16 protein-coding genes and 1 pseudogene are annotated in these 16,150 nt (G+C 69.3%); 7 read left to right on the forward strand and 10 right to left on the reverse strand.

What is annotated here, in order from left to right; genetic code table 11:
- Positions 1 to 162: 162 nt before the first annotated feature.
- Positions 163 to 1,995, reverse strand: a complete 1,833-nt coding sequence (locus tag ABZZ20_RS08940) for a non-ribosomal peptide synthetase (RefSeq protein ID WP_356868298.1) — start codon at positions 1,993 to 1,995, stop codon at positions 163 to 165.
- A 16-nt stretch (positions 1,996 to 2,011) separates the two neighbouring features.
- Complete coding sequence (locus ABZZ20_RS08945) at positions 2,012 to 2,806, reverse strand: response regulator transcription factor (protein ID WP_356868300.1); 795 nt, start codon at positions 2,804 to 2,806, stop codon at positions 2,012 to 2,014.
- Between the two features lie 486 nt (positions 2,807 to 3,292).
- On the opposite strand from ABZZ20_RS08945, the gene ABZZ20_RS08950 reads away from it, so the two are divergent.
- Positions 3,293 to 4,249, forward strand: a complete 957-nt coding sequence (locus ABZZ20_RS08950) for a BTAD domain-containing putative transcriptional regulator (RefSeq protein ID WP_356868302.1) — start codon at positions 3,293 to 3,295, stop codon at positions 4,247 to 4,249.
- Between the two features lie 1,235 nt (positions 4,250 to 5,484).
- Here ABZZ20_RS08950 and ABZZ20_RS08955 read toward each other — a convergent pair.
- Positions 5,485 to 6,738 (reverse strand): cation:proton antiporter, encoded by a 1,254-nt coding sequence (locus tag ABZZ20_RS08955; RefSeq protein ID WP_356868304.1) that lies wholly within the window; start codon positions 6,736 to 6,738, stop codon positions 5,485 to 5,487.
- Between the two features lie 204 nt (positions 6,739 to 6,942).
- Between ABZZ20_RS08955 and ABZZ20_RS08960 the strand changes: the two genes are divergently transcribed.
- Entirely contained in the window at positions 6,943 to 7,263 is a 321-nt protein-coding gene (locus ABZZ20_RS08960) for a hypothetical protein (protein ID WP_356868306.1), read from the forward strand.
- Between the two features lie 5 nt (positions 7,264 to 7,268).
- Complete coding sequence (locus ABZZ20_RS08965; protein WP_356868308.1) at positions 7,269 to 7,478, forward strand: hypothetical protein; 210 nt, start codon at positions 7,269 to 7,271, stop codon at positions 7,476 to 7,478.
- Positions 7,479 to 7,491: 13 nt separating this feature from the next.
- Here the strand turns inward: ABZZ20_RS08965 and ABZZ20_RS08970 are convergent.
- A pseudogene (locus ABZZ20_RS08970) lies at positions 7,492 to 7,749 on the reverse strand (PucR family transcriptional regulator); the annotation flags it as partial.
- Between the two features lie 253 nt (positions 7,750 to 8,002).
- On the opposite strand from ABZZ20_RS08970, the gene ABZZ20_RS08975 reads away from it, so the two are divergent.
- Positions 8,003 to 8,281: a hypothetical protein gene (locus ABZZ20_RS08975; protein WP_356868310.1), complete on the forward strand. Its 279-nt coding sequence runs from the start codon at positions 8,003 to 8,005 to the stop codon at positions 8,279 to 8,281.
- Positions 8,282 to 8,349: 68 nt separating this feature from the next.
- Here ABZZ20_RS08975 and ABZZ20_RS08980 read toward each other — a convergent pair whose 3' ends face one another.
- A complete protein-coding gene (locus ABZZ20_RS08980; RefSeq protein WP_356868608.1) occupies positions 8,350 to 10,233 on the reverse strand; it encodes an NAD-binding protein in 1,884 nt (627 codons plus the stop codon).
- Between the two features lie 365 nt (positions 10,234 to 10,598).
- On the opposite strand from ABZZ20_RS08980, the gene ABZZ20_RS08985 reads away from it, so the two are divergent.
- The 3 genes from ABZZ20_RS08985 (at position 10,599) to ABZZ20_RS08995 (ending at position 12,114) form a co-directional block, all read left to right on the forward strand.
- Positions 10,599 to 11,183 (forward strand): TetR/AcrR family transcriptional regulator, encoded by a 585-nt coding sequence (locus ABZZ20_RS08985; protein WP_356868311.1) that lies wholly within the window; start codon positions 10,599 to 10,601, stop codon positions 11,181 to 11,183.
- A gap of 61 nt (positions 11,184 to 11,244) precedes the next feature.
- Positions 11,245 to 11,532 (forward strand): hypothetical protein, encoded by a 288-nt coding sequence (locus ABZZ20_RS08990; RefSeq protein WP_356868313.1) that lies wholly within the window; start codon positions 11,245 to 11,247, stop codon positions 11,530 to 11,532.
- A gap of 255 nt (positions 11,533 to 11,787) precedes the next feature.
- Positions 11,788 to 12,114, forward strand: coding sequence for a Tn3 family transposase (locus ABZZ20_RS08995; protein WP_356868315.1), 327 nt, complete (start codon positions 11,788 to 11,790; stop codon positions 12,112 to 12,114).
- Positions 12,115 to 12,228: 114 nt separating this feature from the next.
- Here the strand turns inward: ABZZ20_RS08995 and ABZZ20_RS09000 are convergent, their stop codons facing one another.
- The 5 genes from ABZZ20_RS09000 to ABZZ20_RS09020 form a co-directional block, all read right to left on the reverse strand.
- Entirely contained in the window at positions 12,229 to 12,495 is a 267-nt protein-coding gene (locus ABZZ20_RS09000) for a metal-sensitive transcriptional regulator (protein WP_356868317.1), read from the reverse strand.
- Positions 12,496 to 12,550: 55 nt separating this feature from the next.
- Positions 12,551 to 13,447, reverse strand: a complete 897-nt coding sequence (locus ABZZ20_RS09005; RefSeq protein WP_356868319.1) for a sulfite exporter TauE/SafE family protein — start codon at positions 13,445 to 13,447, stop codon at positions 12,551 to 12,553.
- Complete coding sequence (locus tag ABZZ20_RS09010) at positions 13,444 to 14,028, reverse strand: rhodanese-like domain-containing protein (RefSeq protein ID WP_356868321.1); 585 nt, start codon at positions 14,026 to 14,028, stop codon at positions 13,444 to 13,446. The genes ABZZ20_RS09005 and ABZZ20_RS09010 overlap by 4 nt, the downstream gene beginning before the upstream one ends.
- 175 nt (positions 14,029 to 14,203) lie before the next feature.
- Entirely contained in the window at positions 14,204 to 15,592 is a 1,389-nt protein-coding gene (locus ABZZ20_RS09015) for an MBL fold metallo-hydrolase (RefSeq protein WP_356868323.1), read from the reverse strand.
- A gap of 100 nt (positions 15,593 to 15,692) precedes the next feature.
- Positions 15,693 to 16,019, reverse strand: coding sequence for a rhodanese-like domain-containing protein (locus ABZZ20_RS09020; RefSeq protein ID WP_356868325.1), 327 nt, complete (start codon positions 16,017 to 16,019; stop codon positions 15,693 to 15,695).
- Positions 16,020 to 16,150 lie beyond the last annotated feature (131 nt).

A 16,150-nucleotide genomic window follows, 5' to 3' on the forward strand; every position in this document is an offset into this window, starting at 1 on the left:
AATTCACTGGAAAACGCGAATACAGCAAAGATGCCTTTGCGTGGACGGCCACGGCCATCCGCCTGGCGGCGGGATTCCCATCGGCCGCTCCTCCGTACGGCGGAGCAGACGGCGCCCTCCGCCCCGGGCGGGACGCTCTGGGGTTCCGGACCGTGCGTCGGGCTACTGGCCGGGGCCGGACGAGGCGCGGGTACTCGCCCGCCGGGGACGGATCGTCGGCGCGGCGGTGCCGTGCCCGGCCGACAGCTGTGTAAGGGATGCCGCCAGCGCCTCCAGGGTGCGAGCATCGAGTACGGTCCGCAGCTCGGCGTCGACGCCGAGAGCCGTTCGCAGACGCGCCAGCACCCGTGTGGCAAGCAGCGAGTTGCCGCCCAGTTCGAAGAAGTCGTCGTGGAGGCTGACGACGTCGACGCCGAGGACCTCGCGCCAGGCCGCAGCGACGGCCTGCTCGTACGGTGTCCGAGGTGCCAGTCGTTCTCCGTGCGTCCTGTGTACGCCGAGTTCGAGTGCGGCGAGTGCGGCGCGGTCGACTTTTCCGTTGGGCGTCAGCGGGAATTCCGTCAGCGGAACGATCAGGTTCGGGATCATGTAGCGCGGCAAGGTGGTCGCGAGATGGTCACGCAAGCGCCCCGACAGCTCCTGTTCCTCCCCACGGACCCGCCCTGCCGGAATATAGAAGGCGATCAACTCAGCGCCGTGCACCATATCTTGACGTACTGTCACTATCGCCTGCCGCACGTTCGGGCTGACCTCGAGAGCCCGCTCGATCTCGTTCAGCTCTATGCGCAGACCGCGCACTTTGACTTGGTGGTCGGTGCGGCCCAGGTACTCCAGGTTGCCGTCGGGAAGGACTCTTCCCAGGTCGCCGGTGCGGTACATCCGGCCGCCCGGCGAGAAAGGATCGGGGAGGAACCGCTCTGCCGTGGCGCCGGGGCTCCCCACATACCCGCGGGTGACGCCAGTTCCGGCAAGATGGATCTCCCCGGTCTCCCCCGGAGCGCACGGCGCCAGATTGCCGTCCACGTCGAGCACATAGGCGGGGCAGCCCCGTACCGGCATGCCGATCGGGACGGCGGCCAGCTCGGCAAGCGGGTCCACGGTGTAGGTGGTGGCGATGACGGACCCCTCGGTCGGCCCGTATCCGTTCACCAGCCGTAAGCCGGCGAACCGGCGCGTGATGTCGACTGAGCACGCTTCCCCCGCGACGAAGACGGTCCGCAAATGGGGGTAGGCCTGGTCGGGGACGAGTGCGAGCATCGACGGCGGCAGGCTGACCGCGGTGATGGCGCTCTGCCGCAGCAGGCGGCCGAGACTCTGCGGCGTCGCGAGGTCCGCCGTACCCGCGACATACAAGGTGCCGCCCGCCGACAGGACGCAGAAGACGTCGACGACGGAAACGTCGAAACCGAAGGAGACACATTGCAGGACACGGGCGCCCGGCCCGTACCCGAGGACGTCGCGCAGCTGTGGAACAAGGTTGACCACGCCCCGGTGCGGCACCGCGACCCCCTTGGGCCGGCCGGTGGATCCCGAGGTGAAGATGACGTACGCGACGTTGTCAGTGTCCCCTCGGCGCTCGGGGGCGTGCGTCCGGCCGGACAGAACGTCCGGGTCACGGTCGCAGCAGATGACATGTGAGTCGATGGGCGGCAGTCCGTCGCGCACAGCGGAATCGGTGATGACGACCTCGGCCGCCGAGTTGCGCAAACAGTGCGTCAGCCGCTCCGCGGGATGGTCGGGATCCAACGGCACATAGCCTGCTCCGGTCTTGAGTACGCCGAGGATCGCCACGACCACCTCCGGACCGCGCGGCAGGCACAGGCCCACGAGGCTCTCCGGGCCGACGCCTAGATCGCGCAAGCGGTGGGCCAGCCCGTTGGCCCGCTCGTCCAGCTCGCGATAGGTCAGGGTGACCCCGGCTGTGACGAGCGCCGGGGTGTCGGGCCACCGGGCCACCGCCTCCCCGAACAGATCGTGCAGGCATTCCGCGGTCATCGCATCCTTCCCGCCACTACCGCTCCTCGAATTCACCGACGGCGATTCCGGCGAAGCACCCGTGCCCGGGAGGCTCGGCCGGCCGGGAGAGGGGAAGCTCCCCCACGGAGCCTGCGGATATGGCGGACCGATAGGCATAGATCACGGCTTGCAGTCGATTGCGCAGTCCGAGCTTGCCAAGGATGTCCTGGACATGGGACTTCACGGTGGAACTCGCCACGCTGAGGGTCACGGCGATCTCTGCGTTGGACATGCCCTCAACCATGAGCTCGAAGACCTCGCGCTCGCGTTTGGTCAGCCCATGTCCGAATCCGGCACCTTCGAGCCCCACACTGATCGACGTCATGGTCTCGGCCAGCCGTTCGACCAGAGCACCCTCGATGGGCAGATAGCCAGCTGCCACCAACCTGACAGCCGCCACGAGTTCGTCGGGCGCGGTGCGGCGCCGAAGGACTGAGCAGGCTCCCAGCCTCAGCGCCTCGGCGCCGAGCGCGCTGCCTCCGTCCGCCAGTAGAAGCACCGGACACACCATTGTGTGTCCCCGGCCACGCAACCTCCGGACCATCTCGATGCCGTCGGCCGCCATGACCGGGGAATCGACCACGAAGAGGTCGGGCTGCAGCCGGGAAGCCAGCGTGGCGGCCTCCCGAAGGCTTCCGGTCTCGCCGACGGTCCGGAAGGCCGGCTCTCCGTTCAGGATGGCGCTGATCCCGCCGCGCGCGAAGACATCCTCCACAACCAGTACGATCCGGATCTCGGTCACATGCATGCTCTCTGGACGGTCACGCAGTTGTTGCTGCTGTTCGGACATCGTCGTTGGTGGCCCGCTCTGTGGCGGGAAGGAACGCGCCAATACATCCCCCCATACATCCCCCCGTAACCCCGCAAGCCGCGGCCGCGTCCCGTGATGCCGCGCCGCCATACTCGCGGGACGCTCTTGCAGACCGCGTGCAGCGCACGTGCAGTCGGCGTGCAGCAGGCATGAACAGGGACCGGGGACGTCCGGGGCCGGCGTCCATGGCACGGAATCAAGCCAGTTCACGCCTGCATGGCGACCTTCCGATGCACGTGCTGCACAATGCCGACTGGGGTTACCGCGTAGAGGCGCGAGTGCCGTACGAGCACCCGGCCCAGTCGCGGAACCACGGGGATGACTACAGGTCTGGGGGAGACCATGGAATTCCGCGTGCTCGGTCCCGTATCGATTGTTCATCAGGGCTGCGCGTTACCCATCAGAGGACGCAGACAGCGCGCCGTCCTGGCCTCGCTCCTCATGTGTCACGACACGCTGGTACCGGTGCCCCGGCTCATCGAGTACGTGTGGGGGGACGCGGCGCCACCCAGCGCAGTCAACTGCCTCCAGACGTATATCTCCCGGCTGCGCTGCCTGCTGGACCCCGACCGGGACGGAAGCGCGGGCCGCATCGTGCGCAGCGCGCCGGGCGGATACTCGCTGCACGCCCGAGGTGATCAGATCGACAGCGTCACCTTCGAGCGTCTTGTGGCACGTGGTCAGGCCCTCCTCCGCTCCGGCGACGCCGAAGCGGCGCACTACTTCCTGGCCGACGCGCTCTCGCTGTGGCGCGGACCTGCCCTCGCGGACCTTGATGACCACCAGCCGCTCGTCCATGAGATCAGCCGCCTCGAGGAGTTGCGCATCGTCGCAAGGGAGTGCAACGCCACCGCACTCCTGCGCCTGGGGGGCCACGAAGAGGCCGTCCTCCAGCTGGAGCCGCTGGTACGCGAGAACCCGCTGCGCGAGAGTCTGCGCGCACAACTCATGCTGGCCCTCTACCGAGGCGGCAGACAGGCGGAAGCCCTCGCCATGTACCGCCGCACCCGGGAGATGTTCATCGACGAACTGGGCGTGGAGCCGGGCGAAAAACTCGCCTGGATACAGCAGGCGATCCTCCGCCAGGACCCCGCTCTCTCCTGCGACCCGTCCATACCGCTCCATCCCGACGAGGGCAGACTCTCCGTATCGGGCGGAGCGGCGACCCACGGCTTCGTTCCCAGACCAACGGGTACAGGAGCCGACCGATTCACGGACCGGGCGACCGTACAGAGCTACGGCATCCCACCGCAGCATGAATCACCATCGTTTTCGCAGGTCAGCGCGAGTGTGACCACTGTGCCACCCGTACACGAAGAACCTGCTGCGACCAGCGGCGCAGGAGCCAAGTCTCCGGTGCAGGGCGGGAGGCCGCCGACTTCCCCCACTGCCGTCTCCGAGGTCAGCAACGGCGGGACCTGATCGGGACCGATGCTGACTACTTGCTGACCTGGACCACAACAGCGCAAGGCTGACCTGCGGAAATGTCCAGATCCTATGTGTTGGACTTGATCATGGTGCGCAGCATTTTGAACTCCTAGAAGACGGCTCCCTGCCAGCTTTCTGCAGGTCAAGGGCGTCCTGCACTCTACACCGGTAGGGGTCAGATCGGAGATCATAAAGAAAATCAACTGCCTCTGACGAGAAGGCTCCTGGCCTGCACTTTCGTGGGCACCAGGCTGTTGTGACGCCGCCGACCAGGCGTCGCATCGGACAGCCACTTCGGAATGTGGGGGGACCGATGCTGACTTGCCTGACGGCACGTCACGCAGATTGGGAGGGTTTAGGCCGACTCGCTTCCCCCGGGGCACCTCAGACTTACCTTACCCACGTGATCAAGCAACCGGTCATCGCAAGGCCGGTCGCGCCGTCTGCATCCGGACCCGTTGCCGTACTGCGATGACGCAGTTCCACCAGTCCTTCGCTCGCCGCAGACGGTACTGGCCCAGTCGTCCCGGCACCGAACTGGACCCGGCTCAGCCCCACGCGCCCGCCCAGCGCCTGGCCAGCCGGACGGGCGCTTGCTGTCATGGCGGCGTCGATAGAGTCCGCTCGTGACGTACATAGTGACCCTCACCTCGGCCCAGATGGCCGAGGCGATCAGCGATCGCACTCGTGGTCGCGATCATGCGTGGATGGCCGGCCGGCAGAACCCTGCTCGGGGAAGGGCCAGCAGCGAGCCGTTCAGGACTCCTCCCGGCGGCATGTGCCGGTGGGAGCCCCCGCAGGCTCCCCCGCGCGCCGGCAAGTGACCACGCCCGGCGCCCCGGCCTGGCCGTCACGGTTCTCGCCGTCCCCTTGCCGACCTGGCTGCGGACCAGCGCCTTCGCAGCCAGTCGCCGATCTCACCGAGAGCGGTCAGGAGAGCGGCGCTGCCCGCGCATGCCGCAAGGGAAGCGGGTCGGTCCGCGATGGCGCTGAAAGCCCAGATGAGCACCGGTGACCATGACCCACCAAGCCGTCAGTGAGATGACCTCGAGGCACGTTTCGTGCCGGTCCACCGCTCTCCCTCCCCCTGCGTCCACGACGGTTCCGGGCAGCAGGGCGAATATGGCGGCGGCCACCGCGATGCCGGCCGGCCCACCGAGGAAGGCCAGCACCCCCTGGCGTGCAGACGCCGCCTGCGTCCGGCGCGTGTCCGCTCGCTGCGACTCGTCTTACGACTGGGCACGGCTCGTCTCGCGGTCAGCGGTGACCGGCGGGTGGGAGGCCCTGGGCGCGTCGGCGGCGGGGATGCCGGCGAGGTCATCGACGTGGAAGAGGCGGGCGATCGGTACGTCGGTGCTGTTGTGGGCGATGATCGAGAAGGCGATGCAGATCGCGATGAGGGTGTACGCCTCCTGGCCTTGCGGGATGCCGGCCTGGAGGACCAGCAGGCCGTAGACGACGGACGCGAAGCCCTTGGGGCCGAACCAGGCGGCGACCAGCTTCTCCCGCCGCTCCAGACGGGTGCCGAGCAGCGACAGCAGCAGCGAAGCCGGGCGGATCAGGACGATCGCCAGAACCACGGCCACATACCCGCCGAGTGACAGGTCACCGAAGAGCTGGGGTGTGAGCAGGGCGCCGAAGACGAGCAGGGCGGCGAACTTCGCCAGCTCGGCCAGCGCTTCGCCGAGCGGCTCGAAGACCGTCTTCGCCTCAGGCGACACGGCCGCCAGGACGGCACCTGCGGAGAAGGCGGCCAGGTAGGGGTTGGCGTGGGTGAGGTGGCACAGCCCGTACAGGATGATGCCGGTCGCCAGGGGCAGCAGTGGCTGGAGCTTGGGCTCCGCCCCCAGCAGTCGCAGCCACACCAGACCCGCGACGGCCAGCGGGAGGACGATCCCGAAGAGGAGCCCCAGCCCGAGCTCCAGACCGATCATCGGGATGGATGCCTGCATCTGGCCGGAGGTCGGTCCGGCGACGGCGATGAGGATCAGGACCACCGGAAGGGCGAGACCGTCGTTGATGCCGCTCTCCACGTTCAGCAGCTGGCGCAGCTTCGCCGGAACCTCCTTGCGGCCGACGATGGCCGAGGCGAACACCGGGTCCGTCGGTGCCAGCACCGCGCCGACCAGGAATGACGTCGTCCAGTCCAGCCCGACGAGGTAGTGGGTGATCAGCGCCATGCCGGCCATGGCCAGCGGCATACCGAGCCCCAGGGCGCGGGCGGGGTTCTTCCAGTTCTCCCGCAGCTTCGGGAAGGAGACGTGCATGCCGTCGGTGAACAGCACGGCGAACAGGGCCAGATCGGCGGTGACGGCCACGATCGGGCTGTCGGCGGTGATGTGGATCAGCCCGAGGAACCCGTCGCTGACCAGGGCTCCGCCCACGAGGAACAGCAGCGAGGTCGAGAGCACGGTGCGGGCGGCGAGCCCGGAGAAAAGGACTGCGATCAGCAGGGCCACACCGAAGACAGCTACGAGCACCATGGCAAAAGCCCCCGATTCGAGAAGAGATGTGTTTCGTGATCGCCGACCAGGCTTCCCGGCACTCCACCGGCCACTTTACGTATCCCTTACGTCGTCTTGACGGGGCTCTGACGGCAGTCCGGACAGCCGTACATTGCCGGACTCCGGCATGAACGCGTCATTTTTCGGCGGTCTATCGTGGGCGTACGCATCAGAGAGGTGTCCATGAACGGAAATCCGCTGTACCACGGCATCGCGCTGGCGGTAGGCACACTGCTCGTGCTCCCCCTGGCGTTGGCGGTGCTCAACGGCTGGACGCCGCGCGGGCTTCGGGAGCGGCGAATGGCCGTCCGCCCCTACGCATGGGCCCTCCTCTGCCTTTATGCCGTGATGCCACTGAACGCCGTCCCCCGCATGGTCGACGCACCCTCGGGCGTCGTCATGGCCTGCACGGGTCTGGGCTTCGGATTCGTGGTGGTGGCCGCGATGTGCTTCCTGCGCGCGGAACGGGCCTCCCGCCGCGTGAACTCGCGAGCGAAGAGTTGATCGTGATGCCGGGAAGCGGACTCCTTGGATGGGCGCGGCGCAACCTCACGGAACCCCGCATCGCGGTCGCCCTCGTGATCGCCGGTGCACCTGCAACGCTGGTCGGCGCCTGGCTGTACGTACTGCCGGGCCCCGGATTTCCGGTGCTGGTCATCGGCCTCGCCGCGCTCATCACGGGCCTGGCCATGCTCGGCTCACGGGCAGGCCGCGGCTGAGCAGACAGGGAGAAGCGTCCACCGCCTGCTCGACTGCGGCCAGCAGCGGGCCCATCGACCCGGACGGCAACCGCGGATGTATCTCCCGCGCCGCCGCCAGATGGTCCCGGATGAGGCCACGCAGCGCCAGCCCCGCCTCCGCTGCCCGCGCCCCCTGAACCCTCCGGGACTCCAACTCGTCGCGGGTGAGCCGACGCCCCGTGGCGCAGGCGTCGAGCAGAATCTCAGCACACCCCGCCACGAGCCCTGTTGGCGCTGTCGCCTCGGCCATATTGCCCCCGATCTCACACCACACGTGCTGAGCAGCACGCCGTCATCGGAATCAAGACGACGTAAAAACTGCCGGTCACCGGCAATGCGCGACCGCACACGGAACGGGCAGGATCAGGTCAGGGGGAGACCAGCACCGCCCTGATGCCGGACTGCGGAAGCGGGAGGGCATCCGGGCCGGTGGTGGATCTCGCACACGAGGTGGCGCAGTACATCCGTGGCGGCCGCTCGACCAGTCGACAAGGGGTCCAGCCATGCGTTATGACGACGAACCCGTCTTCAAACGAAGCAAGTGGGGAACGAACCGCTACTACTACAACCCCAACAACCCCATCGGGCTGGCCCTCATCGTGATCGCCCTGGTCTTCACCGCGACGATGATGACCCTCATGGCCAACCGGGCCGGCCCCTTCAAGACAGAGCCCGCCACTCCGTCATGGAGCCCGCCGCCGCACACCTACTCCTGGCCACCGCCTTCCAGCACTCCCACGCCCTGGCCCACGCCACCGGCAGCGCCCGCATCGGGACCTTGAAGACCGAGCCGGGAGCCGGTCAGCCGCGGTAGCGTTCCTCCGCACACGGGAACCCGCCTCAAGGCACGTCAGAGGTCCGGGGTGAGTGTGCTGGTTCGTCCGAGGAGTTCGGCCAGCCCCCGGCGGGTGGCAGCCAGCACCACGCGGTCCTCGGCCTTCAGCACATAGCCGGGATGCAACTCCCACACCAGCCCGGGCCGCCCTGCCGGCCCCTCCCCGAGGGCAGACGCCAGATCGGGACGGCGGTCCTCCGGAGAGGCGGTGTCGATAGCGATGACCCGCCAGGCGCCTGGGCGGAAGGACTCGGCGATGGTGCGGCCCTCCAGCTGCGGGTGGCCGGCCACCTCGAGGGCGGCGAAGAGCAGCACACGCCGTTCCACCGGGATGGCTCCGAGGATCTGCCGGCCCATCATGGCCCCGGCGAAGGCGGGGGCGGCGAGGTGGGTGACGCTGCGGCTTCGGGTGAGAGCAGCCGGGTGGGCGGCACGCAGGGTGCGGTAGACGGCGGTCGCGAAGTCATCCTCGTACAGGCGAAGTACGACCCGCAGGTCCGGTGTGACAGCGCGGGCGTACAGCGCGGCTTCCAGGTTGGTGGTGTCGGAGCTGGTCAGGGCGAGCAGCGCGTGCGCCCGGTGGACGCGGGCGGCCTCCAGTACCCCTTCCTCGGTGACGTCGCCAAGGACCACGGGCACGCGCAGGCGGCGGGCCGACGCAAGGCCCCGTGCCTCCGGGTCGGATTCCACGCACACCACCGGGATCTCCAGCTCCCGCAGCCGCGCCAGGACCCGCGTACCGATCTTGCCAAGCCCCAGGAGCACCACGTGCCCGGACAGCCCACGCGGGGGCCTGCGCAAGGCCGTGGCGGTGCGGAACGCGCCCAGGGCCTCCAACGCGGCCGCCACCAGGACCGGGAGCAGGAGCAGGCCCATGAACCCGGCCAGGATCTGCAGCACCTGCTGCTGCGTCGAGGCGTCCACCGCCGGGTCGTTGATCGCGAAGACGTCGAGCAGGGTGATGTACGCGGCGTGCAGCGGGTGATCGCCCGTCGTCAGCCAGGACGCCACCGCGAGCGCGGCCACGGCCGCCACGACGCCGGCCAACGACCAGCGAAGCCGCCGCGAGAACAGGGAGGCCACCGGCAGCGACGCCGCGCTCAGCCGCGACGCCGCCCGCGCCGGCCCCGCGTGGCTGACCGCCTCCAGGGCCACCGTGCCCCGCCCTGCCGCGGCCGCCACCGCACGGTCATCGGGCAGTAGCTGCGGCCCTCGCTCACCGCTGAGCTCGGCCCCCTCACTGCCGGCCGGATCCCCGGCCGTGGCCGAGAGCAACGCCAGCGTGCACAGCCCCGGATCAGCCACCTCACCCCGTCCCGGAGGCGTACGCTCCACCGCGCGCAGCAGCAGCCCGTCCGCCTGCACCACCTTGCTGGTCCCGGCGACCGCGCTGGCCGCGAGCGCGGGGGCTGCCGTGTCCGAGTCCGACAGCACGGTCGTGGAGGAATCCAACTCGCGCAGGTCGATGCCCGGTTCGGCGACGATCGCCGCCTGGTCGAGGAGCTCCTCCAGGTGCTGGCCGAGCTTGCGGTTGTAGAGCCGGATCACCAGCCGGAGCCTGGGATTGAGCCGGCGCGCCACCAGTGCGCCCCGTACGTTCGCGTCGTCGTCCTCGTACACCAGCGCCAGCGCGGCGGCCCCGGCCACCCCCGCGGCGGCCAGCACCTCCTCGTCCGGCTCCGTCGCCTCCAGCACCCGCAGCTCCCGCGCCGACAGCCGCTCCCCCGCCGGCCTGCCCGACGCCCGCCCGAACAGCCCCAAAGAACGTACCCGTTGACGCCCCACCACAGACTGCGGCTCACGAGCGGCCGGAACCACGAGCGTCACCCGCTCCTGGTACACGTCGCGGAGCTCGGCAGCCAACCGGCGGGCAAGGCCGTCGTCACCGCAGACCACCATCCGACCTGCCACATCTGGAAGTTGAACCTGCTCAGGAATCTGCACGCTCACAGGATGCCCTGCCTGGGTTCCCCCCTGTGCGGTTGGAACCCCTCGCCATCCGGCCCAACGCACCTCAATCCGCAGGGGCCTTCCACCCGACGCTGCGCCTTGGCCGTACCGCACGGGCCCATGCCACAGCCGCATCGAGCAGCCGATGGCAGGGGAACAGCGCAGGCATGGCGCCGGTGATCATGCGAGTGGCGTCGCGGGACGGAGCGCTGTGACGCAGTCCGCCTTGCCAGGTTAGGACGGGCGCCCTAGCCTGCCTACCATCACCTAGGACGGTCGTCCTAGCGTCGGTCGTCAGGTGTGAGGTGTCGTACTTGGGTACTCGCGAGCAGATCGTCGATGCGGCGAACCGCCTGTTCTACCAGCAGGGCTTCGAGGCGACGTCGTTCGCGGCGATCGCAGAGGCAGTGGGGATCTCCCGGGGCAACTTCTACTACCACTTCAAGACCAAGGACGAGATCCTCCAAGCGGTGATCGAAGCCCGGTTGGCGAGCACTCGGCAGATGCTCGCCGAGTGGGCGGGCGACTCGGCTGACCCCCTTGTCCGCGTGCGGCGGTTCATTGAGATCGTCATCACGAACCGCGGCGACATCGAGAGATACGGCTGCCCGGTCGGGACGCTGACGAACGAGCTTGCCAAGCTCGACCACCCCGCCCGTGCGCACGCCGTGGGCGTCTTCGAGCTGTTCCGTGCGTGGCTGTGCGAGCAGTTCGAGGAACTCGGGGCCGACACGCAGGCCGATGACCTTGCGATGCACGTCCTGGCGTTCAGCCAAGGGGTTGCCACGCTGTCGAACGCGTTCCACGACAGCGACTTCGTGAGCCGCGAGGCCTACCGAATCAACACGTGGCTGACCGAGCGACTGCCGTCTCACACAGCTGCGGACGGCGCACGCTGAGCCACTCCCATTCCCTCTGCTTCCCTACTTCATTCGCATGTCCATCTGTGAGGAGACTTTCGTGTACGTCACCCTGCTTCGCTTCTCTGCCAACAAGGCCGCAGCCGCCGAGCACATGGCGGGGCACCAGAATTGGATTCGCCAGGGCGTGGAAGACGGAATCTTCCTGCTGGTCGGGAGCATCCAGCCGGGGCAGGGCGGCGCGGTGCTCGCCACGGGAATCACACTGGAAGACCTCCAAGCGCGAGTCGCCGAGGACCCGTTTGTGCTCCACGACGTCGTGACGGCCGAGGTCATCGAGATCGCCCCGAACCTGACGGACCCGCGTCTCGCGTTCCTGAAGAACTAAAGACACGCGGGAGCGTCATCGCCGCCGATGGCGAGCCGCGCTGCGACTGGGCGGGATCGCGCACGCCTCGCAGTGACGCATTCGGCGTCCGCCCTCCTAGCGGCCCCGGACGAGGGCGAATCGGGGCTCGTCTCGGCGCTGTCGCGGCGCTTGCGGACGGCTTGGCGGGCGGGGTGAAGGTCACTCCCCGCAAGGTCGAGCCGTGGATCAACGTTCCGAAGCTGGAGCCGCTGGGGCGTCCTGGACCTCCTGGATGTGCTGAAGAACGCCGACTTCCTGACCGGTTTCACCGAGGAGTTCTCCTCGGTGGCCGCGTACGGGCGTATCGAGCGTGACGTCCTCCAGCGGCGCCTGCTGCTGGCCCTCTTCGCTCCGGGCACGAACATGGGCATCCGGGCGATCGTGGCGACCGGCGAGCACGGCGAGAGCGAGGCAGCGCTGCGACACGTGCGCCGGAACTTCATCACCGTCGACAACCTGCGGGCCACCGTCACCAGGCTGGTGAACGCCACCTTCGCCGCCCGCGACACCGCATGGTGGGGCCGCGGCACCGCGTGCGCGTCGCGCCTGGTGCAGGTGTAGCAGCGGGGTGAGCTGGGCTGCCCGTGTGCCGCAGATATTGCCCTGACTCGCGCACGCGTCTGCCAGCGGCGTGACGACGGCGGCCGGCGGATGTCCGCCGGCCGCCGTCGTGTGTCACGCGAGCGTGAGGAAGAGCTTCTCCAGTTCCTGCTCGGTCATGAGGGGTGCGCCTTCCTCGCTCTCGGCGAGGCACTGGCGCATCCCGCTCGCGACGATCTTGAATCCGGCCCGGTCGAGGGCGCGGGAGACGGCGGCGAGCTGCGTGACGACGTCCTTGCAGTCGCGGCCAGCCTCAATCATGGCGATAACGCCCGCCAGCTGCCCTTGAGCGCGCCGCAGCCGGTTGAGGACCGCGGTCGCCGCCTCTTCTTCCACCTTCACCGGGTTCCTCCTTCTCACCGACCATCGGCTCAAGAATACCCCTGCGGGTATAACGCTAGGGGTGTGCGGCCGATTCCCGGGAGCCTACCTGGGGCGCGTCCATGGCGGGCCGTGGGCGGCGCGCCCGCACTGCGCCCCGGGTCACGGCTGTCGCTGCCGCGAGGCCGATGCCGGTCCAGGTGAGCGGGCTGGCCCAGATCGCGTGGGGCAGTTGCTGGCTGAGGACGAAGACGCCCATGACGACGACGAACCAGCCGAACGCCCTGCGGAGGGTGTCCTGGGGGATGCGTCCGGCGAAGCGGCTGCCGATGAGGCTGCCGACGACGGCCGCGGCGGTGACGGCCAGGGCCAGGTTCCAGTCGATCTGGACTCCGTCGAGGTGGCCGGCGAGTCCGGAGAAGGACTTCATGGCGATGACCAGGAGCGAGGTGCCGACGGCGACGCTCATTGGCAGTCCGCCGAGCAGGGCGAGGGCGGGGACGACGAGGAATCCGCCTCCGGATCCGACCAGGCCGGTGACCGCGCCGACGACGAGGCCCTCGACGATCACGTGCTTGACGGGCAGTTCCGTGTGTGCGGGCTTGGCCGGCTTCGCCTTGCGGGACTGGCGGAGCATGGCGGCGGCGGTGGCGAGCATCATCAGGGCGAACGCGATGAGCAGGGCTGTGCCGGGGATGTACTCGGCGAGGCGTCCGCCGCCGTAGGCGCCGACCATGCTGACCGAGCCGAAGATCAGGCCAGTGCGCCAGCGGACCCGGCCGGCGCGGGCGTGCGGGACGAGCCCGACCAGGCTGGTGACACCGACGACGAACAGCGAGGTGGCGATGGCCTCCTTGGTGTCCTGCCCGGCCAGGTAGACCAGGATCGGCACGGTCAGGATGGAACCGCCGCCACCCAGGATGCCCAGACTGACGCCGATCAGGACGGACGCCACCAGGACGAGCGTGATCACGAGCGGTCCCGCAGGGAGGCGACGACGGTGCGGATGTCGGTGCGCGGGCCGCGGTTGTAGGGCAGCTTGGCCAGCATCATGCCCATGGCACAGGTGTTGCTGAGCGCGGCGAACGTCAGCCCGGCGCCGACCGCGGTGCCGATCAGGTGCGCTCCGGGCACGAACACACCCACGACGCCGGTGACGAGCACGATCGATCCGGCGATCAGGCGGACCTGGCGCTCCAGGTCCCAGCGCGCCTCGCCCCGGTTGACGGGAGCGCCGGCGGCCTCCCAGGCCATCATGCCGCCGTCCAGGACGCGCAGGTTCGGCAGGCCGGCCTCGGCGAGGGCCTGCTCGGCCTGGGCGGCGCGGGCACCGGAACGACAGACGAGGACGACGTCCTCGTCGAGGTGGGTCAGGAGTTCGGCGCGGTGCTCGCGCAGGGTGTCCAGCGGGACGTTGTAGGAACCGGGGATGTGCGCGGTCCGGAATTCGCCCGGGGTCCGCACGTCCAGCACGCGGGGCCCGCGCCCGCTGCCGATCAGCTGCTGAAGGGCGGTGGGGGTGAGGCCGGCGATACGGGAGGCGTCGGTCGTCATGAAAGCTCCGTCATGGTGAGATTCCGTACGCGAATACGGGGCGGGGTATATCTGAGGTCAGGGTCGGGGGCCGGCGCCCGGGCGAGGAGGGCCCGTCAGGGCAGAGGGCCTCGCCGCAGGGGCGCCGGCGGTTCGTCGCGGCCGGGAAGGGCCGGTCCGTGGTGGCGGCAGCCGGTCAGACGGTCGCGGGGGTGTTCAGCAGCGCCCAGGCCGCGTAGCCGCCGAGGATGTCCGAGACGTCGCTGAAGCCGTGGTGGCGCAGCAGGCTCGCGGCGATCGAGGAGCGGTGGCCGCCCGCGCAGTGCAGGACCAGGGGCCGGTCGCGCGGGATCTCGTCGAGGCGGCGGGGCAGCTCGCCGAGTGCGATGTGGAGGGCGCCGTCGATGAAGCCGTGTTCGCCGCGCTCGCCGCAGTTGCGGACGTCGATGACGACCGGCGGGTTGTAGCCCGCCAGGGCGGCACGGACCTGGGCGGCGGTGAGGCGGCTGGCCGGGGTGACCTCGTCGGCCAGGGCGGTCAGGGCGTCGTCCGGGGAGCGCAGGTAGCCGGCCACGCGGTCGAAGCCGATCCTGGCGAGGCGGGTGACGATCTCCTCCTCGCGGTTCTGCGGGGCGACGACCAGCAGGTCGGCGTCGGTGGACAGGACGGTGCCGGCCTGCTCGGCGAAGCGGCCGTCGGCCGGCACGTTCACCGAGCCGCGCAGGTGACCGGCGGCGAACTCCTGCGGGTCACGGGCGTCGACGACCACAGCACCGGAAGCGCGGAGGCCGGTGAAGTCCTCGACGCTCAGCGGCCTCGGTGCGGCGGCCGGATCGAACAACGGGCGCTCACTGCGGTTCAGGATCGCGTCGTAGACGAAGTAGCCGGGAGCAGCGGACTGACCGGCGGTCACGATCGCCACGAAGTCCTCCTGCGACATGGGCGCGCAGGCGTAGTTGGTGGCCCGCTGCTCGCCGATGGTGGACTGCTTCTCCGTCGAGAGGTTCTTGCCGCAGGCGGATCCGGCGCCGTGCGCGGGGAAGACCCGCACCTCGTCCGGCAGGCCCATCAGCTTGTTCTGGACGCTGTCGTAGAGCATGGCGCCGAGTTCGTCGGCGGTGACACCGATGGAGGCGAGCAGGTCGGGGCGGCCCACGTCGCCGATGAAGAGCGCGTCGCCGGTGAGCACGCCGTACGGGACTCTGTCCTGGCCGTGCTCGTGGACCAGCACGCTGATCGACTCCGGGGTGTGCCCGGGGGTCTCCATGATCTCCAGGGTGACGTCGCCGAGGCTGATCGTCTCGCCGTCGGCGAGCTTGCGGATCGGGTACTCCGTCTCGGCCCGGCGGCCGTAGCCGATCCAGGCGCCGGTCTCGGCCGCTATCTCGAGGTGTCCGGCGACGAAGTCCGCGTGGAAGTGGGTGTTGATGACGCCGACCACCGTGAAGCCGCGAGCCGCGGCGTCCGCCAGGTACTCCGACACGTCCCGGCGGGGGTCGACGACCACCGCCTTGCCGGTGGTCTCGTCGGCGATCATGTACGACGCCTGCGAGAGACAGTCGAGGTAGTACTGGGCGAAGAACACGGAAACCTCCATAAGCGATGACTCGGATACCCAGGGGGGTATCTGAGAGGTCAAAAGGCGGCCCGCTCCCCGGAGGGGCGGGCACGTGAACGGGGGAAGGTCAGACCACCCCGGGGGCGGACCCCGTCACGACCGGGCGGCCCATGCCGGCCCAACCCCGGGTCCCACCGGCGACGGAAAGGGCATCCATCCCGGCGGCGGCAAGGCGGTCCGCGGCCCACTGACTGCGGTTACCGCTCGCACAGATCACATACACCGTTCGCCCCTCGGGTACGCGGGGCAGTGCAGCGGCCAGCATCGAGAGCGGGGCGAGGTGCGCACCCGGCACGTGCGCCGCCCGGTACTCCTCCGGCTCCCGCACGTCGAGAACCACGGCACCGGCACTCCAGGCCGCGGCGAACGTCTCCAGGTCCACTTCACGAGCCATGAGCGAGATCCACCTCCAGATACCCCCCTGGGTATTACACCTCCGACGGTAAGCACCTTCCACCGGCGCTGTCAAATACCCCCCTAGGTATTCGAGAGCCGATGGATCGCGGGAGCGTGGAACAAACCCAC

The sequence above is a fragment of the Streptomyces sp. NPDC006430 genome (assembly GCF_040612395.1).
Lineage (GTDB): Bacteria > Actinomycetota > Actinomycetes > Streptomycetales > Streptomycetaceae > Streptomyces.